The sequence below is a fragment of the Streptomyces sp. NPDC015345 genome (assembly GCF_043078805.1).
Taxonomy (GTDB): domain Bacteria; phylum Actinomycetota; class Actinomycetes; order Streptomycetales; family Streptomycetaceae; genus Streptomyces.
This window is the reverse complement of record NZ_JBIBTX010000006.1, coordinates 265,280-285,747: the sequence shown is the minus strand read 5'-3', so window position 1 is coordinate 285,747 and position 20,468 is coordinate 265,280. Positions and strand designations below refer to the sequence as shown.

The window sequence follows — 20,468 nt, the reverse complement described above, 5'->3', positions numbered from 1 at the left end:
GGCACCATGCGTACCCGTACGAGACGACTGGCCGCCGCCGCGGTCACGCTGCTGACCGCCGCGGCCCTGCTGCCGGCGGGCGCGGCGGCCGCGCCGCGCGACGCCGGGCCCTCGGGCGGCGGTCTGCACGCCACCGTCCGCTACACGCAGTACGGCATCCCGCACATCCTGGCCAAGGACTACGCGAACCTCGGCTTCGGCACCGGTTGGGCGCAGGCCGCCGACCAGGTGTGCACGCTCGCCGACGGCTACCTGACCGTACGCGGTGAACGCTCCCGTCACTTCGGGCCCGACGCCTCGCCCGGCTCCGCCCTGTCGTCGGCGTCCACAAACCTCGGCAGTGATCTGTACTTCCGTGGCGTACGCGACGCGCGGACCGTCGAGAAGCTCCTGGACCGGCCCGCCCCGGCGGGACCCAGCCGTCAGGTGAAGGAGCTGATGCGCGGCTTCGCGGCGGGCTACAACGCCTGGCTGAGGCAGAACCGCATCACCGACCCGGCCTGCGCCAAGGCCGCCTGGGTCCGCCCGATCACCGCCCTGGACGTGGCGCGGCAGGGCTTCGCCCTGCAGGTGCTCGGCGGGCAGGGGCGCGGCATCGACGGCATCACGGCGGCCCGGCCACCGGGCGCCACGGGCCAGGACCGGGACCGTGTGGCCGATCCGCGCGAGACGGCCGAGGCAGCCCGGGAGCTGTTCTCCGCGCGGGACGCCGACATGGGGTCCAACGCCGTCGCGTTCCACGGCGAGACCACCGCGAACGGCAGGGGCCTGCTGCTCGGCAACCCGCACTACCCCTGGCAGGGCGGGCGCCGCTTCTGGCAGTCGCAGCAGACCATCCCGGGCGAACTGAACGTGTCCGGGGGCTCATTGCTCGGCACCAGCGTGGTCAACATCGGCTTCAACGGCGACGTCGCGTGGAGCCACACCGTTGCCACCGGCGTCCCCCTGAACCTGCACCAGCTCACGCTGGACCCGGCCGACCCGACCACCTACCTGGTGGACGGCAAGCCGCACAAGATGACGAAGCGGACCGTCACGGTGCCGGTGAAGGACGGCGCCCCGGTCACCCGCACCCAGTGGTGGACCCGCTATGGCCCCGTCGTCACCGGCCTCGGCCCGCAGCTGCCCCTGCCCTGGTCCGCCACCGCGGCGTACGCGCTGAACGACCCCAACGCCGTGAACCTGCGCGGCAGCGACACCAACCTCGGTTTCGGCAAGGCCCGTTCCACGGCCGGCGTGCTCAAGTCGCTGCGCGACACGCAGGGGCTGCCCTGGGTCAACACCGTCGCGGCGGACCGGCGCGGTCACTCGCTGCTCACCCAGTCGCAGGTGCTCCCCCGCATCACGGACGACCTCGCGGAGCGCTGTAGCACCGCCCTCGGCAAGGTCACCTATCCGGCGTCGGGTGTGGCCGTGCTCGACGGCTCGCGGGGCGCGTGCGCGCTCGGCTCCGACAAGGACGCGGTGCAGCCCGGCATCTTCGGGCCGTCCAGGATGCCGACGCTGAAGGACGCCCCGTACGTGGTGAACTCCAACGACAGCGCCTGGCTGAGCAACGCCGACCGGCCGATCACCGGCTACGAGCGGGTCTTCGGAACCATCGGCACGCAGCGTTCGCTGCGGACCCGCGGCGGGGTGGAGGACGTCGCCGGGATGGCGGAGAAGGGCGGTCTGACGGTCGAGGACCTCCGGCGTCAGCAGTTCGCGAACCGCGTGCCCGCGGCCGATCTCGCGGCCGACGACACGGCGAAGGCCTGCGCCGCCCTGCCCGGCGGCACCGCGCGGGGCACTGACGGCAAGGCCGTCGACGTGCGCGAGGCCTGCGAGGTGCTGGCGCGCTGGGACCACCGGATGGACACCGGCAGTCGTGGCGCGCTCCTCTTCGACCGCTTCTGGCGCACGTTGACGGTGACCGTGCCGAAGGAGCGGTTGTGGAAGGTGCCGTTCTCGGCGGCCGACCCGGTGCGCACCCCGCGCACCCTGGACACCTCGGTGCCGGGCTTCACGGCCGCGCTGGCCGACGCGGTGGCCGATCTTGAGCGGGCCGGGATCGCCCTGGACGCGCCGCTGGGCGAGGGCCAGTACGTCGTACGCGGCGGCGAGCGCCTGCCGGTCCACGGCGGCACGGAGTCCCTGGGCGTCTGGAACAAGATCGAGGCGGTCTGGGACGCGGAGGGCGGTTACACCGAGGTCGCGCACGGTTCGAGCCACGTCCAGGCGGTCGGCTGGAGTGAGAGCCGCTGCCCGAAGGCCCGGACGCTGCTGACGTACGCGCAGTCCTCCAACCCGAACTCGCCCCACTACAGTGATCAGACGCGGCTGTACGCGAAGGAGCGGTGGGTGACGTCACGCTTCTGCGAGAAGGACATCCACCGCGATCCCGCGCTGAAGGTGGTGCGGGTGCGCGAGCGCCGCTGAGGTCGCGGGCCGGGCTCGCGGGGGCCCGGCCCGCCTCCGCTCACACGGGGCGCTCGCGCCCTTGCCAGTAGGGGTCGCGCAGCCGCCGTTTGTACAGCTTGCCGTTGGGGTCTCGGGGCATCGTCTCGATGAAGTCGACGCTCTTGGGGCGTTTGTAGGCGGCGAGCCGGTGCTCGCAGTGGGCGAGGATCTCGGCGGCGAGCGCGGCGTCGGCGGCCCTGCCCTCGGCGACCTCGACGACGGCCTTGACCTCCTCGCCCCAGTCGTCGTGCGGGATCCCGAAGGCCGCGGCGTCGGCGACCGCCGGGTGGGTCAGCAGCGCCGATTCGATCTCCGCGGGGTAGATGTTCACCCCGCCCGAGATGATCATGTCGATCTTGCGGTCGCGCAGGAAGAGATAGCCGTCCTCGTCGAGTAGCCCGAGGTCCCCGACGGTGAAGAAGTCACCGATGCGGTTCTTCCGGGTCTTCGTCTCGTCCTTGTGGTACGAGAATCCGCCGGTGGACATCTTCATGTAGACGGTGCCCAGCTCACCGGGGAGCAGCTTGTTCCCGTCGTCGTCGAAGATCGCCAACTCGCTGATGGGCCAGGCCTTTCCGACCGTGCCGGGCTTCTTCAGCCAGTCCTGCGCGGTGGCGAAGGCGCCGCCGCCCTCACTGGCCGCGTAGTACTCCTCGACGCACTCGCCCCACCACCCGATCATCGCCCGCTTCACATGATCGGGGCAGGGGGCGGCGCCGTGGATGGCGTGCCGCATGGAGGACACGTCGTACGCGGCCTTCGTCGCCTCGGGCAGGGCGAGCAGGCGGTGGAACTGGGTCGGCACCATGTGGGTGTGCGTGCAGCGGTGCGCGTCGATGAGGCGGAGCATCTCCTCGGGTGTCCACTTGTCCATCACGACCAGCGGGTGGCCGATGTGCAGGGCGGCGCCCGCGAATTGGAGCACGGCGGTGTGGTAGAGCGGTGAGCAGACCAGGTGGACGTTTCCGTCGAAGGGCTTGATGCCGAAGATGCCGAGGAAGCCGCCGAGGTAGGACTCCTCGGGGAGCTTGCCGGACAGGGGGCGACGGATGCCGCGCGGGCGGCCCGTGGTGCCCGAGGTGTAGTTCATGACCCAGCCGAGTGTGCGGTCGGCGGGGGCGGACTCCGGTTGCCCGTCGAGGAGTTGGGCGTAGGGCCGGAAGCCGTGCACGTGTCCGACGGCGTAGCGGTGGGTCGCCGGCAGGCCCGCCTCGTCGGCCGCGGCGACGGCCGCGTCGGCGAACCTCTCGTGCGCGATGAGCACCTTGGCCCCGGAGTCGGCGACGATCCAGGCGATCTCGGGGCCGACCAGGTGGTGGTTGACGGGGACGAGATAGAATCCGGCCTGGGCGGCGGCCAGATACGCGGTGAGGAACTCCACGCCGTTGGGCAGCACGACGGCGAACGCGTCACCGCGCTCCAGGCCCGCGGCCCGCAGCCCGTGCACCAACTGGTTGACGCCACCGTGCAGTCGGCCGGCCGTCCACTCGGCGCCGTCGGGGGCGACGAGGACGGTACGGCCGGGGTCGGCGTGGGCTTGCGCCCAGAACCCATTGGGAGGTGTGCTCACGACTGACCGCCCCTTCCCGCGATGCGGTTGACCCGGTCGAGGGCCCGTTCGAAGCCGCGGGTCAGATCGTCGAAGACGGCCTGGACACTGCGTTCGCTGTTCATCCGGCCGACGATCTGTCCGACCGGGGTGCCGAGCAGCTCCTGGACCTCGTACTTCTGGATGCGGGACACGGCCTCGGCGACGAGGAGCCCTTGGAGCGGCATCGGCAGCGGCCCGGGGCCCTGCGGGTCGTCCCAGGCGTCGGTCCACCGCGTACGCAGCTGCCGTGCCGGTTTGCCGGTCAGGGCGCGGGAGCGGACCGTGTCCCCGGAGCCCGCGGCCAGCAGTTTCCGGGTGAGGGCGGGCGAGTGCAGGTCGGCCTCGGTGGTGGTGAGCCACAGGGAGCCGAGCCAGACGCCCTGCGCGCCGAGCGCGAGCGCGGCCGCGATCTGCTCGCCGCTGCCGATGCCGCCGGCGGCGAGGACCGGCAGCGGCGCGACCGCCTCGACGGCTTCGGGGGTGAGCACCATGGAGGCGATCTCGCCGGTGTGGCCGCCCGCCTCGTACCCCTGGGCCACGACGACGTCGATGCCGGCGTCCGCGTGTTTGCGGGCGTGGCGGGCGCTGCCGGCGAGGGCGGCGACGAGGACGCCCCGGGCGTGGGCGCGCTCGACCACGTCGGCCGGGGGTGAACCGAGCGCGTTGGCGAGGAGTCTGATCGGGTAGTCGAAGGCGACGTCGAGCTGGTCGCGGGCGACCTGCTCCATCCAGCCGGTGATGCGCCAGCCGGACGCCTCGCCCTCGGCGAGTTCGGGCACCCCGTGCTTGGCGAGGGTGTCCTCGACGAACTGCCGGTGCCCTTCGGGGATCATCGCCTCGACGTCGGCCTCGGTGACGCCTTCGACCTTCTTGGCGGGCATGACGACGTCGAGGCCGTAGGGCCTGCCGTCGACGTGCTCCTGCATCCAGTCGAGGTCCCTGGCCAGTTCGTCCGGCGCCGTGTAGCGGACCGCGCCGAGCACCCCGAACCCGCCCGCCTTGCTGATGGCGGCGGCCACCGCGGGGAAGGGTGTGAAACCGAAGATGGCGTGCTCGGCTCCCAGTCTCTTGCTCAACTCCGTCTGCATGGCCGCAGGATGCCGCAGAGCCCCGGTCGAGGGAAGAGATTTTCTGATGCGGTGTCAGTTCCTTTCGCGACCCATTTCCTGACCGTCTGGTCAGGCTTCTAACCAGACGGTTAGATCTCTGACCGGTCGGTTAAGCTGGCCGCATCAACGGAGGAAGGACAGCGACATGGAACGCACGACGTGCTGTGTGGTGGGCGGCGGCCCGGCCGGTCTGATGCTCGGTCTGCTGCTGGCCCGGGCGGGGATCCAGGTGACGGTCCTGGAGAAACACGGCGACTTCCTGCGGGACTTCCGCGGTGACACCGTGCATCCGTCGACCCTGCGCCTGCTCGACGAACTCGGCCTCGGGGAGCGCTTCGCCCGCCTTCCCTCCCGCAAGCTCCGGGAGATGCGGATGCGCATCGACGACACGACGGTCGTCGCCGGGGACCTGCGGCACATTCCCGGCCGGCACAAGTACATCGCGATGGTCCCGCAGTGGGACTTCCTCGATCTGCTGGCGGGCGAGGCCGCCACCGAGCCGTCGTTCACGCTGCGGATGCGGACGACGGCGACCGGTCTGCTCACCGACGCCTCGGGCAAGGTCACCGGTGTGCGGTACCGGAGCGCCGACGGCACGTCCGGCGAGCTCACCGCCGATCTGACCGTGGCCTGCGACGGCCGCCACTCCCTGGTCCGCGCCGCCGCGAGGCTCACCCCGGTCGCGTACGACGTGCCGATCGACGTCTGGCAGGTCGGCGTGCCCGCACCGCCCGACGCGGCCAAGAGCGGCCGCGTCTTCCTCTCCGTCCGCGACGGCCAGATCGCGGCCACCATGGACCGCGGGGACTACTACCAGACCTCCTACCTCATCGAGAAGGGCACCGACGCCGAGCTGCGGGCCCACGGGATCGACTGGTTCCGCGACCGGCTGGGTGCGCTGCTCGGCTGGGACCGCGCCACGACGGCGGGGATCCGCTCCTGGGACGACGTGAAGCTCCTGGAGGTCACCATGGGCCGCCTGCCCCGCTGGTACACGGCAGGCCTGCTCTGCATCGGCGACGCCGCGCACACCATGTCGCCGGTCGGTGGCGTCGGCGTCAACCTCGCCGTGCAGGACGCCGTCGCCGCGGCCCGCATCCTCGCCGGGCCGCTGCGGCGGGGCCGGGTCGACCTGCGCGATCTGGCGCGGGTGCAGAAGCGGCGCCTGTTCCCGACGGTTGCGACGCAGAAGCAGCAGCTCGCCGAGCACGAGATGCTGCTGCGACCGGCGCTGGCGGGAACGCTGCGCGGCGACCGGCTTCCGGTGCCGCTGCGGATGCTGCGCCGGGTGCCCCCGCTGCGGACGGTCGCGGGGTACCTCGGCGGCGTCGGCGTACGTCCGGAGCACGCGCCGGAGTTCGCCCGGCGCGCGCTCAGCCGGTGACCCGGTCCCCCTCCTCCCGCGTGAGGTCCGCGTAGAGGCGGAAGACGGCCGGCCGGGAGCCGCCCTCCTCCCGGGCGCGCAGAGCCGCCCAGCACCGGGCGACCAGCTCCCTGGCCAGCGTGCCGGGCCAGGGGCGAGGCAGCAGTTCGGGCGGCAGAAGCGGATCGGGTTCCATGGCGCGGCTGAGCTCGGCCGCCATCCCGATGGCGATGGTGAGGAGTTCGGCCGGGGTGAGCGCGGCGGAGCCCGTGAGCCGCTTCAGGCGCGGGCGGGTGACCCGGCCGAGGCGGTGGTAGCGGTCGGCGATCTCCGGCAGGGGCCAGAGGTCGCGGGCCAGTTCGGCGGGGTCACGCGTGGTGCCCCTGCGCAGGTCCGTCGTGGTGAGGAGGGTGAGCGCGTCGTGCACCTCCATGCGGCGGGCCGCGTCCTCGACGTACGGCTCCCAGGCGTTGGCGCAGACGTACAGCCCGCCTTGGAGCGGGGAGCCGCCGAGGTGGACGAGCGTCTCGCGCAGGGTGTCCCTCGCCGTGCGCGCGGATTCGGGGACCGCGAAGGCGGCCAGGTGCCAGACGCCGTCCCAGGGTGCGTTCCCGGCGTCCTGCCGGAAGGCGTGCCGCAGGAAGTCGGCGTTCGGGGCGAGGGCGCGCACGGTGTCCGCGGTCGCCCGCAGCTCCGCCTTGCGGCCGCGGCCCTCGTGCGTGAACCGGCCCTCCGTGACCAGGCGTTTGACGCAGAGCCTGACCTGCTGGTCGCTCATGCCGAGGGTGTTGGCGACGGTGTACAGCTCGTCGGCGGCGACCGTGCCGTCCTCGCGGATCAGCGCGTGCACGAGCATGCGTGTGGGGACCTCGACCCGGTCCTTCTCGGCGCTCACTGCTCCGTGGTTCCTCTCGTCCCTCGCGCCGCTTCTCCCGCTCCGAGGGTGCGGCGCATGGTGGTCACCGCGCCGAAGCCGAGCAGCCCGCGCAGGTAGGGCGTGCGTTCGGTCCGTACGGCCGTGAAGCCGCGGCGCTCGTACAGGGCTCGGGCGCGCGGGTTGGTGTCGATCACGTCCAGTCTGATCTCCCGGCAGCCGGCCTCCGCCGCCAGGGCGGCCACTTCGTCGAGGAGCAGGCTGCCGACCCCGCGGCCCCGCATCCGCGCGTCCACGGCGATGCCGTCCATCACGAGCTGACCGGGGGCCGGGCGTCGCTCGAAGAGGGCGAGGAGCAGGAGCCGGGGCAAGCCCCGTACGCGACCGTACGCGCGCAGCACGGCACCGGCCGAGCCTTTGGTGAGGGAGCGCCCGTCGAGCTGGTAGCCGGCGAGGCCGACGAGCCGTCCGTCGAGCAGGGCGCACACCGCGCGATCGGGGTCGAGGTGGGCGGCGATGAAGGGCACCGCCTTCTCCGGAGGGTTCAGCGCCGGACCGAGTTTGCGGCCGAAGGCCTCCCAGTACAGCTCGGCCGCGCGCGGTTCGGCGCCCGCCGGGATGCCTCGCCGAACCGTGATGGATCCACTGCCCCCTGGCCCCGCGCGCCCGCTCCTGTCCACCGCGTCGGCTTCCATGACGCCACCCCTCTCCCGCTGCCGCCCGCGACGCGCGCCGCCGCCGGGATCCAAAGCTATCACTTCTAGCACGACCGTTGGAGTAGTGATAGTTTCCGTCGTCCCGTCGCCCCTCATCCCGGAGGTGAGCAAGCCCATGTGGGAGGCGAACGCACGGGCCGGATACGCCTCCCTCTCCTGGCACAAGCCCGGCGTCGCGGGCGCTCCCGGCGACTGGCTCGGGCAGTCCATGGCCGGCCGGGCCGACGAGGCGGCCGCCGCCATCGCGTGGGCCCGCGCCCGGCCGGACATCGACGGTGGGCGGATCGGACTGTGGGGTGCCGGCCAGGCGGGCTGGGTCCTGCCGAAGGTCGCGGCGAAGACACCGGTGAGCTTCGTCGTCGCCGTCTCGCCCGCCATCAACTGGCTCAGGCAGGGCCGCCATCACCTCCTCGCGCAACTGCGGGCCGACGGCGCGTCCCGCAGCCGCGTGGACGCCGAGGTGGCCGAGAGCGACGCCACCCGGCGGCTCCTGCGGCGCCGCGCTACCTTCCAGGAGTACGTGCGGGCGCGGGGCGGTGACGCCGAGGGCATGACGGCCGCGCGCTGGGGCTTCATCTCCCGCAATCACCGCGCGGACGCGACGGAGGATCTGCGGGCCCTGCGCGGCGTACCGGTACTGCTGGTCCTCGCGGGGCACGACCTCAACGTGGACACCGCAGACACGGAACGCGTCCACCGCAAGGTGCTGGCGGGCCATGGCGCCCTGACGGTCGAGCATTACCCGGACGCGGCCCACTCCCTGGTCAAACGGTCCATCGAGCGGTCCGGCACGAGGACCACGCTCACCGCGCTCTTCGCCCCTCGCGCGCTCTTCGCCGACGGGTTCCTGGACGGCCGGCGACGGTTCCTGCGCTCACCGGGCCGATAGGTTCAGTCGCGGCTCTCGATGGCGTACAGCGTGAACTTCTCCAGCTCGTCCGCCGCCGCGTCCAGGTCCAGGCCGGGGTGGACGAGCCAGTGCGCGACCACCCCGTCGATCGCGCCGCCGATGGCCAGGGCGACCGTCGGCGGGTCGAACTCCCGCAGCACGCCTGCCCGTTGACCGTCGGCGAGGAGATCGGCGAGGGCGTTCCAGCGGCCCGCCGTGTCATGGCCGCCGGGGTTCTTGAGCCGGGTGCCGTCGGCGTCGTCGAGGAGCATCTCGGTGATCACGCGCACGTGACGGCGGTTGTCCCGCTGGTAGCCGATCATCGCCCGGACGTAGGCGACGACGGCCGCGCGCGGGTCCGGCGCTGCGGCCACCTTCTCGTCCACGTACGCGGTGAACCGTTCGACGACGTACGCGAGGGTTGCCCGGGCGAGGTTGTCCTTGGACGCGAAGTGGTAGAGGACCGCGGCCTTGGACAGGCCCGCCCGCTCGGCGATCGCCGCGAGCGACGTCGCCGGGTAGCCCTTGGAGGAGATCAGGTCGATCGTGCACTCGATGAGCTGACCGCGGCGGGCCTGTTCGATGAAGGTCGGCGTGCCGTCCCCTCGGTCCCCTCGGCGGGAAGCCATCGTGCGGCACCCCTTTCGTCGCTCGCGCCGGTGATCGACGTCCGACCGTACACCAGCGGCTACTCGCCCAGAGCGGCCATGGCGGCGTTGTGCCCCGGGATGCCGCTGACGCCTCCGCCGCGCACGGCGCCCGCCCCGCACAGCAGCACGTTCGCGTGCCGGGTCGCCACGCCCCAACGCCCGCTCCCCTCATCCGCATAGGGGAAGGCGAGGTCGCCGTGGAAGATGTGGCCGCCGGGCAGCCGCAGGTCCCGTTCCAGGTCGAGCGGGGTCTTCGCCTCGACGCAGGGGCGGCCCTCCGCGTCGAGCGCGAGGCAGTCGGCGATCGGCTCGGCGAGGTGCGCGTCGAGCTGGGCGAGCGTCGCCTTCAGGAGGTCGGCGCGTACGGCGTCGTTGTCCCGCGCGAAGAGCCGGGCGGGTGTGTGCAGGCCGAAGAGGGTGAGGGTCTGGTAGCCGCGCTCGACCAGGTCGGGGGCGAGGATCGTCGGGTCGGTGAGCGAGTGGCAGTAGATCTCGGAGGGCGGCACCGCGGGCGTGGCACCGCCGGCGGCCTGGGCGTACGCCGTCGCCAACTCCTCGTACCCCTCGGCGATGTGGAAGGTCCCGGCGAAGGCGTCCCGTGGGTCGACGGAGGTGTCGCGCAGCCTCGGCAGCCGCTTGAGCAGCATGTTGACCTTGAGCTGGGCGCCTTCGGCGGGCGCGGGCGGCTCCTCGCCGAGGAGGGCGGCTAGGGCCTGCGGGGAGGCGTTGACGAGGACGTGCCGGGCGGCGACGGCCCGCTCGCCGCTGTCGCCCTCCCGGTAGGTGACCTCGCCGCGCCGCCCGTCGGTGTCGATCCGCGTCACCTCGCACCCCGTGCGCAGCCGTGCGCCCGCGATGCGCGCGGAGTCGGCGAGGGCGCCGGTGAGGGCGCCCATGCCGCCGACGGGCACGTTCCAATCACCGGTGCCGCCGCCGATGACGTGGTAGAGGAAGCAGCGGTTCTGCCGCAGGGCCGGGTCGTGGGCGTCGGCGAAGGTGCCGATGAGGCCGTCGGTGAGGACGATGCCGCGTACGAGGTCGTCGGCGAAGCGCTCCTCGATCGCCGTGCCGATGGGCTCCTCGAAGAGGGTGCGCCAGGCGGTGGCGTCGTCGACGCGGTCGCGCAGTTCGTCGCGGCTGGGCAGGGGCTCGGTGAGCGTGGGGAAGACGCGGCGGGCGACCTGCCCGGTCATGGCGTAGAAGCTCCGCCAGGCTTCGTACTCGCGGCTGTCGCCGGTGAGCCGCGCGAACGCCTGCCGGGTGCGGGCTTCGCCGCCGCCGACCAGCAGGCCCGTGGGGCGGCCCGCGCGCTCGGTCGGGGTGTACGAGGAGATGGTGCGTGTCCGCACCCTGAAGTCCAGGTCGAGATCCCGGACGATCTTCTTCGGAAGGAGGCTGACGAGGTACGAGTACCGGGACAGCCGCGCGTCGACCCCGGCGAAGGGCCGGCTGGACACGGCGGCGCCCCCGGTCCCGCCGAGCCGCTCCAGAAGCAGCACGGACCGCCCGGCGCGGGCGAGATAGGCGGCGGCGACGAGACCGTTGTGACCACCGCCGACGATGACGGCGTCGTACGCATCGCGATCAGGCATGACTCTTCCTAGCACGCGGGCCCGCGCTTGGGGACCCGCCTGTCCGGGACGCCTGGTGGTCCCCCGGTGTGCTCAGAGGCCTCCGGAAGCCCGCTGCTGTCGGAGCGCCGCCACCCGGCGGTAGAGCTCGACCGCCTCCGTGCCGCGGCCCAGTTGTTCCAGGCAGTGCGCCTCGTCGTTGCGGCTGGCGAGGGTGTCGGGGTGGTCGGCGCCGAGCACCTGCTCCCGGGCGGCCGCCACCCCGCGGTACTCGGTGAGGGCGTCGGACCAGCGGCCGAGCCAGCCGAGGCAGACCGCGATCTCGCGGCGGCTCACCAGGGTGTCGGGGTGGTCGGGGCCAAGGACCCGCTCCCGTAGGGCGCACACGTCCCGGGCCTCCGCGAGGGCCTCCTCCCAGCGGCCCTGGCGGCCGAGATTCACGCCGAGGCCGTGCCGGGCCCGCAGCGTCTCGGGGTCCGCGGGGCCGTTGACGCGCGTACGGTCCTCGATCAGGTCGCGGTACAGCTTCAGGGCCTCGGCACTGCGGCCGAGCCTGCCGAGGCTGATGCCGACTTCATAGCGGGCGGCGAGCGTGTCGGGGTGGTCGGGGCCGAGCGCCCGCACCCGCGCGTCCGCGACTTCCCGATACGTGTGCAGGGCCTCCGGCCAGCGCCCCAACTGCCCGAGCGCGTAGGCGACTTCGTACCGCGTTACCAGGGTGTCGGGGTGCGTCGGGCCGAGCACCCGCGCGCGGGCCGCCGCCACTTGTTCCGCGAGCCGGTAGGAGTCCTCCAGGCGACCGAGGCGGCTGAGGTTGTAGGCGAGGTTGTGACGGCAGCGCAGCGTGTCCGGGTGGTCGGGGCCCGCCGTGCGTTCACGGACGGCGAGCACCGAGGTGTACATCTGGTGGGCCTCGAAGTGCCGCCCGAGCTGGCCGAGTACGTACGCCATCTCCTGGCGGGCGGCGAGCGTCTCCGGGTGCTCGGCGCCGAGGGAGCGCTCCCGGCCCTGGGCGACCCGGCCGTACTCGCGCAGCGCGTCGGCGGCGCGGCCGGTGCGGCTGAGGGTGAAGCCGACCTCGTACCGGCTGGCGAGCGTGTCGAGGTGGTCGGGGCCGAGGGCGTGCTCGCGCTCGGCGGCGACCGCGCGGTGGACCTCGCCCGCCTCCTCCCAGCGGCCGAGCCTGCCGAGGCTCAGGCCCGCGTTGTGGCGGCTGGTGAGGGTGGCGACCAGCTCCGGCGGCGGCGCGGGCCGCTCGGGCCTCGGGGGCGCCGCCGCCCGGCGCGCGTCGGTGCGCGGGATCCACTCGCCGGTCAGACCGGCCGCCGCGTCGGGCGGTGTGGCGCGCAGCACGGAGGCGCCGGTCGCCTTGTGTCCGGTGGTCATGCCGCGGGTCCAGGAGGGCAGCCGCGCCTCACCGGCGGACGACGCCGCGGGGCGGCGCGGCGGGGACGTGGCGACGGTCGGGACGTACGAGGGTGTGGCGCGTCCGTCGGCGACGCGGCGGCGCACCTCACGCGCGTCCGGCGGCCGGTCGGCGGGGTCCTTGGCGAGCAGGTCCAGGACGATGCGCTCGAAGTAGGCGGGCAGTTCGCCGCGGTGGCGGCGCGGCGGCGCGGGCGTGGTGTCGCGGTGTCCGACGAGGACGGCCCAGGCGTCCTCCAGGTCGAAGGGCGGGGCCCCGGTGGCGATCTCGTAGAGCACGCAGCCGAAGGAGTACAGGTCGCTGCGCTGGTCGACGGGTTCGCCGCTGATCTGCTCGGGCGACATGTAGTGCGGTGTGCCCATGGCGATGCCCGTGCCGGTCAGGCGTGAGGTGAAGCCGATGTCGGCGCCGAGCCTGGCTATGCCGAAGTCGCAGATCTTCACGGTGCCGTCGGAGAGCAGCATGATGTTCGCGGGCTTCAGGTCCCGGTGCACGATGCCCTGTTCATGGGTGTACGCGAGGGCCGCGGCGACCTGGTCGGCGATCTCCACGACGTCGGCGACGGGCAGCGGGTGCTGTTTGTTGTCCTCCAGGAGCTGGCTGAGGTTGCGGCCTTCGAGGAGTTCCATCACGAGGTACAGCACGCCGTCGTGCTCGCCGAAGTCGTGGACGACGGTGACGCCGCGGTGCTGGAGCGCCGCCGCGACGCGCGCCTCGCGCCGGAAGCGCTCGCGCAGTACGCGCGTGAAGGACTGGTCGTGCTGGGGCCCCATCGGCTTGAGGCACTTGACGGCGACGTGCCGCCCGAGCGACTCGTCGCGCGCCCGCCACACCTCGCCCATGCCGCCGCGCCCGATCAGATCCAGGAGTCGGTAGCGGCTCTGGATCAGCCTGGTGTCCGCCATGTCGCGCTGTCGCCCCCGTTGCCTCGCTGCGCCCTCCCCGGCCCGTCCAGTATGGCGTCCCCTCTGTCGAGTTTGTACGGGGCCGGGCGGCTGCCGGGACCGAGGCGGGCCATGGCGCTCAGGATGTGCTTCGGCGGAAGTTGCCAGCGCACACGCGCGGGGATGGTGCGCAGGATGGTGCCGGTGCGGACCAGGCGGCGGGTCACCGTGGCGGTCGGCGGGGCGGGTCTGCCGTACAGCCGGAGGGCGTACGACGGCAGGGAGGCGTACGCCAGATCGGCCACGCGCCGCCACAGCAGGGCGCGCGCCGGGGTGAGCAGGGGGTGCGTCGGCGGCCTGCGGAGGAAGTCGTCGACGGCGCGGGCGTCGGGCCCGGCGGCGAGTTCGGGGCGCACCTTCTCGAAGTACGCGGCGAGTTCGGCCGTCGAGCCGGGGACCTCGCCGGGGTCGAGGCCGACAAGCCGGGCGCTGTGCCGGTGCTCGTCGACGTACCGGTCGGCGAGCGCGTCCGTCATCCGGATCCCCGAGCGGCGTACGACATGGAGGTAGGAGCCGATCTCGGCGCAGTGCACCCAGAGCAGCAGCGCCGGCTCGTCGACGCCGTACCGCTCCCCCGTGTCCGGGTCGGTGGCCCCGAGCATGGCGTGGATCTTGCGGACGCGGGCGCCCGCCTTCTCGGCCGCCTCGGTGGTGCCGTAGGTGGTGGTGCCGACGAAGCGGGCGGTGCGCATCAGGCGCCCCCAGGCGTCCTTGCGGAAGTCGCTGTTCTGCATGACGCCGCGGACGGCCCTGGGGTGCAGGGCCTGGAGATACAGGGCGCGTATCCCGGCGACCCACATCATGGGGTCGGAGTGCACTTGCCAGGTCACGGACTCCGGCCCGAAGAGACCGGGGTCGGGCTCACGCGCGGGCTCGGGCATGGTGCCTCCCCTTCCTGGCGGCGGCCCGGCCCAGCCGCACCGTACGCCGCCGCCTGCGGTCGAGGGCAGGATACTCAGGACAGGAGTTCGACGTACCCGTCCGTCCCGTGCACCCGGATCCGCTGTCCGTCCCTGATCAGCCGGGTGGCTTGCTCCACCCCCACGACAGCCGGCAAGCCGTACTCGCGGGCGATCACCGCGCCATGGGTCATCGGACCGCCGACCTCCGTCACCAGGCCCTTGATGGCGACGAACAGGGGCGACCAGCTGGGGTCGGTGAAGGCCGTGACCAGGATGTCGCCCGCCTCCAGATCGGCGTCCGCCATGTCGAGGACGACGCGGGCCCTGCCCTCGATGGTCCCGACGGAGACGGGCAGGCCGACCAGGGCCCCGGCCGGCACGTCCGCGCGCCGGTACGCCCCGCAGACGCCCTCGCCGTCCGATGTGAGCACCCGGGGCGGTGTGAGCGCCTGGTACGAGCGGAAGGCCTCCTTGCGTTCCTGGATGAGCCTTCCGTCCGCCTGCCCCGAGCGCACGACGTCGTGCAACTCCTGGAACGTCAGGTAGAAGGCGTCCTCCTTCTCGGCGAGCACGCCGTCCCGCACGAGGCGCCCGGCCTCCGCCAGCAGGGCCTGCTTGTAGACGAAGGAGCGGCTGACGATGTCGTACTTCGGGTACTCGCGGTAGCCGATGAAGGTCCGGACCCGGTCGATCATCGCCTTGGTCTCGGCGGCCTTCCGCTCCCCGTCCGGCAGTGTCCGCAAGCGGGCCAGGACGTCCTCCTCCTTCTTCAGGGCCGCCTGACGCCCTTGCTCGAAGCGCCGCCGGGCGGCGCCGGGCTCGAAGTTCCTGACGTTGTCGAGGATCACGGGTACGAGCGCCGAGGGGTGCTCGCGCCACCGCGGCCTCGTGATGTCGATCTCGCCGACGCAGCGCATGCCGTACCGGTCGAGGTAGGCCTCGATGGCGTCGCGTGCCTCGCTCCCGCCCGGAAGCTTCGCCAGTTCGTCCAGGAAGCCGTCGTTCTCGACCCCTTGCAGGAAGGCCACCACTTCCGGATGCGGACGGACCACATCCGCGACATCGAGCAGGGCGAGGCCCATCTCCGACGTGACGTTGCCGGGGGCGGACAGCGTGAGCGTGTCGGCCGCGTTCTTCTCCCCGAGCCACTCCCGCAGCTTGTCGTTGAGCCACCAGGTGGCGTCCATCCCGGCCATGATCACCCGCATGTTCAGCGGATCGCCGAGGACGCGCTTGTGCTCCTCGAAGGCCTCCAGCAGAGATTCGAAGAGCGCCGGTCCCGTCTTGGTACGGATGTCGCGCTCCAGGGCGGCGACGGAGGTCCGGCTGCGCTCGATCAGCCCGGTGACGATGGCCGGATCGGTGGCGACGGGGGCGGGGGCGCCACCAGTAGGGCCGGGACCCTCGTCCGGGAGGGACGGGATGAAGTCCGCGCGGTCGAGGACGGTCTCCAGCGCGTCCCTGATCAGCGGATCGCCTCTCCCCACGGCATCCAGCAGGGCGTCGCGGCTCGCGGGTGAGGCCAGGCGCCGGGTGACGTCGACGAACAGCCTGCCGCCGGCGGCGTGCATCGGCACCATGGCCGTCAGCTGCCACATGGAGAGCCCCAGGGGCTTCATGGGGTCGGTCATCATCTGCTGGTGACCGACGGAGACGTAGACGTGGTTCTCCTGGTCATCGGCCTCGGGAATGGGGAACAGCGTCGTGATCGGCCGGCTCTGGACGATGCGGAAGCCGTCATCGGCCAGGCACCATTCGATGTCCTGCGGGCGGCCGAAGTGCGCTTCGATCCGCCGTCCGAGCCGTACGAGTTCCACGACCTGCTCGTCCGTCAGCGCCGGCTGCTCCTGTTGCCGCGCGTCGACGGCCACTTCCCGCGTACCGCCGGTCGCCACGGCGTGTAGGGCACGGTGTTTGGCGGCGATCGTCCTGGCGACGACTTCGCCGTGCCGCACCTTGTAGACGTCCGGGTTGACCAGGCCGGAGACCATGGCCTCGCCCAGGCCGAAACCGGCGTCCACGGTGGCGGCCGTGCGGTCACCCGTGACGGGGTCGGCCGTGAACAGGATGCCCGCCGCCCGCGGGAAGACCATCCGCTGCACGACCACGGCCATGTGGACCGCGCGGTGGTCGATGCCGTTGCGCCGGCGGTAGGTGACGGCCCGCTCGGTGAACAGCGAGGCCCAGCACCGGCTGATGTGCCGCAGGATCTCCGTCGGCCCCACGACGTTCAGGTAGGTGTCCTGCTGGCCGGCGAAGGAGGCCGTCGGCAGGTCCTCCGCCGTCGCGCTGGACCGTACGGCGTAGGCCTCTTGCTCGCCGAGCCGGGCGAGGGCGCGGGTGACGGCCGCCGCCAGATCGTCCGGGACCGGAGACCCTTCGATGATCCGGCGGATCTCCGCGCTGAGCTTGCGGATCGCTTCCTGGTCGTCCAGGTCGAGGCGCGACAACCGGTCGAGCCGTTCGTCGAGCGACGGCACGTGCGCCATGGTCCGCCGGAAGGCGTCCGTCGTCACGCAGAAGCCGTCCGGCACGTGGATGCCCTCGATCCGCGACAACCCGCCCAAGTGCGCGCCCTTGCCGCCGACCAGCGCGACGCTCGTCTCGTCGATCTCCCGGTCCCGGAGACCCACCACGTACGGCTCACTCGTCGCGACACCTCCGGGGCCGGCTTCCGTGTTCCCTCGCCCTTGCCCTGGCACTGCACTAGGCACGTCGTGTCCTCATTCCCGCAGGTCGTGGCTTTGGCCGCTGATTCTGCGGCACGACCGGGGCCTTGCCGCAAGCCCCCCGGTGCGCTATAAGTTGAGAGTGGCAAGGAGAGAGAGTCCTCCTTGCCTTTGTCATTTCCTGCCGTTCACTGGAATGGCCGGTGGGGGTAGAAGCGCTGGGCACCCCGCTCGGGTTCGCGTACGCGCCCCGCATCCCATGTGTTCATGATCCCTACACGCATACGTCCCTCCAGCGTGGCAGGGAAGGCACTCGCTCCCGTGAGGTTCGCGGACGGCACACCCCGCACCTTTCATCACCACCACGGAGCCAGGCATGGACCGCAGAACCCTTCTCGCCACGAGCGGCGGCGCCTTGGCGACCGCCGCCGTCGCCCCGCAGGCTCACGCCCTTCCCACCGGGCGCACGGAGCGGGGCCGTGGCCGGGACGTCGTACGGTTCAATGTCATCAGCGACATCCAGGGCGACCTGCGGGACTTCGGCCGGGCCCTGGACGACATGGCGGCCGTCAACCCGCGCAGCGCGGGACTCGCCGTGGCGGGCGACATCACGCCGCGCGGCTACGACTTCGAGTACGCGCAGGTCGGCGCCGAACTCCGGCGCCACGCCCGGCCCCGCGACACCGCCTGGGCGATCGGCAACCACGAGTTCTACGTACCGAAGTGGCGCGACCCCGACACGCTCGCCCAAGAGACCTGGCCCAACGGGACCACCGAGGAATCGCTCTTCCGCAGCTTCTACCGGTTCGCGGGGCGCGGCACGGTCCACGCGGAGACGTCCTTCGCCTCCGTCCCGGTCATCACCCTCGGCACGGAGCGCTACGCGCACTACCACGACGCCAGGCTCTGGGACGAAGTCTGGCTGAGCGAAGCGCAGTTCACGTGGCTGGAGGACCGCCTGTGGTACTGGTCGCGCCGCCGCAGGCCGGTCATGGTCATCACCCACCACCCGCTGCCCAACACGGTCTCCGGCACCCGCAACAAGCTCTACGCGGGCGACTACCTCCAGGCCGACCGCCTGCTGGGCCTGCTCGGCCGCCACCCCGACGTCTTCCTCTTCTCCGGCCACACCCACTGGGACCTCGACCTGTCCGACTGGGTGGTACGCCGCGTCGTGCCCGGCACCGCCAACCTCAGCGGGTTCACCGTGGTCAACACCGGCGCCATCCAGACCGGTTACCGCGACGACGGCAAGGGCGGCGAGGTCGCCGTCGAGGGCTCCTTCAACCAGGGCCTCCAGGTCGAGGTGCACAAGGACGCGGTCGTCATCAAGGCCCGCGACTTCGGCCGCCGCGCCTGGCTGAAGCAGATCACGGTGCCGCTGACCCGCTGAGGGGGCGACCGACGCGGACGGGGGCTTGCCGGCGTCGCGCCGGATCAGCGGCGGACCCTCGGCATTCCCAGGCCGATCCAGGAGATGATCTCGCGCTGGATCTCGTTGTTGCCGCCGCCGAAGGTGAAGATGACCGCGGAGCGGTAGCCGCGTTCCAGTTCGCCGTGGAGGACCGCGCCCGCCGAGCCTTCCTTCAGGGCACCCGCCGCGCCGACGACCTCCATGAGCCAGGCGTACGCGTCCCTGCGCGCCTCGGAGCCGTAGACCTTGACGGCGGAGGCGTCCTGCGGGGTGAGTGTGCCGTCCTGGACGGCGTTCACCATCTGCCAGTTGAGGAGTTTCATCGCGTCGAGCCGGGTGTGCGTCTTCGCCAGGCACCGGCGGACCCAGGCGAGATCGACGACGCGGCGGCCGTCGGTGAGCTTGGTTTCCATGGCCCAGCGCTGGACGTCGTGCAGGGCGCGGATGGCCATGGTGCCGTGGGCGGCGAGGGTGACGCGTTCGTGGTTGAGCTGGTTGGTGATCAGGCGCCAGCCCTTGTTCTCCTCGCCGACGCGGCGGGAGACCGGGACGCGGATGTTCTCGTAGTAACTCGCGGTGGTGTCGTGCGAGGCAAGGGTGTTGATGACGGTGCAGGAGTAACCCGGGGCGCTGGTGGGGACCAGGAGCATCGTGATGCCCTTGTGGAGCGGGACGCCTTCCTCGGGGGTGGCGGTGCGGACGGCGAGCCACACCCAGTCCGCGGTGTCGCCGTTGGTCGTCCAGATCTTCTGCCCGTTCACGACGTACTCGTCGCCCTCCCTGACCGCCCTGGTCTTGAGAGCGGCGAGGTCGGTGCCCGCGTCGGGTTCGCTGTAGCCGATGGCGAAGTCGAGCTCCCCGGAGAGGATCTTCGGCAGGAAGTAGCTCTTCTGCTCCTCCGTGCCGAACTGCATGATCGTGGGGCCGACGGTGTTCAGGGCCATGAGGGGCAGGGGGACGCCGGCCTGCGCGGCCTCGTCGAAGAAGATGAACTGCTCCATGGGCGAGAGCCCCCGCCCGCCGTACTCCTCGGGCCAGCCGACGCCGAGCCAGCCGTCCGTGCCCAGGCGTCGGACGGTCTCGCGGTAGAACCGCTTCTGGGCGGCGGGGTCGGCGTAGCGCGCGTGCATGTGGTCCGGCACCAGTTCGGCGAAGTACGCACGCAGCTCGGTGCGCAACTGCTGCTGCTCAGGCGTGTATTCGAGGTGCACGGCCCCTCCAGGCTCTGACTGGCTCGCTCGGCCCCGGACTTGACGGCGCACACAGTAGAACGCGTTCCAGAAATAGGGAATGCCGGTGACCCGGGCCGGCAGGGCACCCGCCGAGTCAGCCCAGGGTCGTGAGGAAGGCGTCACAGGCCTTCGCGCAGCGTCGGCACGCCTCCGCGCAGGCGGCCGAGCCGGGGAGGGGATCGCAGAGGGCGGCGCACTGGAGACAGATGGCGCGGCACCATTCGACCTGCACACGGACCCGTTGCTCGTCCTGCTCGTCCTGGTCGATCTGGTCGGCGAGGAGCCGCGCGGTCGCGTCGCACACGTCGGCGCAGGCGGTGTCGAGACGGGGCGCGTCGCCCGGTCCTGGCGGGCCGTGTCGCCGCGCACACGCGCGTACGCAGTCGTCGCAGGCCTGCGCGCAGGCGAAGCGGTCCTCCAGATACCGGACCAGTTCGTGGCGGCCGAGCTCCCGCGGCTCGCCCGCGGGCACGAGAGCCCGGGGTTGTATCGTCGGCGCGGAGTCGGGTCCGGGGGCGGGGTGCGCGGCCTGCGGCGAGGCCGGCGAGGATGTCGTGCCTGTCACGGGACCTCTCCCTTCGACCCCGCACGAGTAGCCGGGGCCCTGCGGGTCAAACCCGCGCCAAGCCGTTCGTCGGCCCGTTCGCCAGGTCGTTCCGGACGCGGACGTCCACCCGTC

15 protein-coding genes are annotated in these 20,468 nt (G+C 72.3%); 4 read left to right on the top strand and 11 right to left on the bottom strand.

Annotation, left to right across the window (positions count from 1 at the left end):
* The first annotated feature begins 6 nt into the window (after nucleotides 1-6).
* Nucleotides 7-2,418, top strand: a complete 2,412-nt coding sequence (locus tag ACF062_RS25515; RefSeq protein WP_392141533.1) for a penicillin acylase family protein — start codon at nucleotides 7-9, stop codon at nucleotides 2,416-2,418.
* A gap of 40 nt (nucleotides 2,419-2,458) precedes the next feature.
* On the opposite strand, the gene ACF062_RS25510 is transcribed toward ACF062_RS25515, so the two are convergent.
* Both ACF062_RS25510 and ACF062_RS25505 read right to left on the bottom strand, forming a co-directional pair.
* Entirely contained in the window at nucleotides 2,459-4,009 is a 1,551-nt protein-coding gene (locus tag ACF062_RS25510; RefSeq protein ID WP_392141531.1) for an acyl-CoA synthetase, read from the bottom strand.
* Nucleotides 4,006-5,118 (bottom strand): NAD(P)H-dependent flavin oxidoreductase, encoded by a 1,113-nt coding sequence (locus tag ACF062_RS25505; RefSeq protein WP_392141529.1) that lies wholly within the window; start codon nucleotides 5,116-5,118, stop codon nucleotides 4,006-4,008. The genes ACF062_RS25510 and ACF062_RS25505 overlap by 4 nt, the downstream gene beginning before the upstream one ends.
* Before the next feature lie 166 nt (nucleotides 5,119-5,284).
* Between ACF062_RS25505 and ACF062_RS25500 the strand changes: the two genes are divergently transcribed.
* Nucleotides 5,285-6,523: an FAD-dependent oxidoreductase gene (locus ACF062_RS25500; RefSeq protein ID WP_392141527.1), complete on the top strand. Its 1,239-nt coding sequence runs from the start codon at nucleotides 5,285-5,287 to the stop codon at nucleotides 6,521-6,523.
* Here ACF062_RS25500 and ACF062_RS25495 read toward each other — a convergent pair.
* Both ACF062_RS25495 and ACF062_RS25490 read right to left on the bottom strand, forming a co-directional pair.
* Complete coding sequence (locus ACF062_RS25495) at nucleotides 6,513-7,358, bottom strand: PaaX family transcriptional regulator C-terminal domain-containing protein (RefSeq protein WP_392142023.1); 846 nt, start codon at nucleotides 7,356-7,358, stop codon at nucleotides 6,513-6,515. The two genes, ACF062_RS25500 and ACF062_RS25495, sit on opposite strands and share 11 nt — an antisense overlap.
* A 35-nt stretch (nucleotides 7,359-7,393) precedes the next feature.
* The gene (locus ACF062_RS25490) at nucleotides 7,394-8,071 is read right to left on the bottom strand and encodes a GNAT family N-acetyltransferase (RefSeq protein WP_392141525.1); all 678 of its coding nucleotides are present in this window, start codon (nucleotides 8,069-8,071) and stop codon (nucleotides 7,394-7,396) included.
* 124 nt (nucleotides 8,072-8,195) lie between these two features.
* On the opposite strand from ACF062_RS25490, the gene ACF062_RS25485 reads away from it, so the two are divergent.
* Complete coding sequence (locus ACF062_RS25485; protein WP_392141523.1) at nucleotides 8,196-8,981, top strand: alpha/beta hydrolase family protein; 786 nt, start codon at nucleotides 8,196-8,198, stop codon at nucleotides 8,979-8,981.
* A gap of 2 nt (nucleotides 8,982-8,983) precedes the next feature.
* Here the strand turns inward: ACF062_RS25485 and ACF062_RS25480 are convergent, their stop codons facing one another.
* The 5 genes from ACF062_RS25480 to rph all read right to left on the bottom strand — a co-directional run bounded on the left by ACF062_RS25480 (nucleotide 8,984) and on the right by rph (nucleotide 17,110).
* Nucleotides 8,984-9,610, bottom strand: a complete 627-nt coding sequence (locus tag ACF062_RS25480; protein ID WP_392141521.1) for a TetR/AcrR family transcriptional regulator — start codon at nucleotides 9,608-9,610, stop codon at nucleotides 8,984-8,986.
* Nucleotides 9,611-9,669: 59 nt separating this feature from the next.
* Nucleotides 9,670-11,223 (bottom strand): phytoene desaturase family protein, encoded by a 1,554-nt coding sequence (locus tag ACF062_RS25475; RefSeq protein ID WP_392141519.1) that lies wholly within the window; start codon nucleotides 11,221-11,223, stop codon nucleotides 9,670-9,672.
* A 72-nt stretch (nucleotides 11,224-11,295) separates the two neighbouring features.
* Nucleotides 11,296-13,533 (bottom strand): tetratricopeptide repeat protein, encoded by a 2,238-nt coding sequence (locus ACF062_RS25470; RefSeq protein WP_392141517.1) that lies wholly within the window; start codon nucleotides 13,531-13,533, stop codon nucleotides 11,296-11,298.
* Nucleotides 13,515-14,453, bottom strand: coding sequence for an oxygenase MpaB family protein (locus ACF062_RS25465; protein ID WP_392141515.1), 939 nt, complete (start codon nucleotides 14,451-14,453; stop codon nucleotides 13,515-13,517). The genes ACF062_RS25470 and ACF062_RS25465 overlap by 19 nt, the downstream gene beginning before the upstream one ends.
* Before the next feature lie 74 nt (nucleotides 14,454-14,527).
* Nucleotides 14,528-17,110 carry a rifamycin-inactivating phosphotransferase gene (gene rph, locus ACF062_RS25460; protein ID WP_392141513.1) on the bottom strand — a complete coding sequence of 861 codons (2,583 nt, stop codon included), beginning with the start codon at nucleotides 17,108-17,110 and terminating at the stop codon, nucleotides 14,528-14,530.
* Nucleotides 17,111-17,519: 409 nt separating this feature from the next.
* On the opposite strand from rph, the gene ACF062_RS25455 reads away from it, so the two are divergent.
* Entirely contained in the window at nucleotides 17,520-18,536 is a 1,017-nt protein-coding gene (locus tag ACF062_RS25455) for a metallophosphoesterase family protein (RefSeq protein WP_392141511.1), read from the top strand.
* 44 nt (nucleotides 18,537-18,580) lie between these two features.
* Here ACF062_RS25455 and ACF062_RS25450 read toward each other — a convergent pair whose 3' ends face one another.
* Together ACF062_RS25450 and ACF062_RS25445 are read right to left on the bottom strand one after the other, a co-directional pair.
* A complete protein-coding gene (locus ACF062_RS25450; protein WP_392141509.1) occupies nucleotides 18,581-19,768 on the bottom strand; it encodes an acyl-CoA dehydrogenase family protein in 1,188 nt (395 codons plus the stop codon).
* Between the two features lie 115 nt (nucleotides 19,769-19,883).
* Nucleotides 19,884-20,354, bottom strand: coding sequence for a four-helix bundle copper-binding protein (locus ACF062_RS25445; RefSeq protein ID WP_392141507.1), 471 nt, complete (start codon nucleotides 20,352-20,354; stop codon nucleotides 19,884-19,886).
* Nucleotides 20,355-20,468: the final 114 nt, after the last annotated feature.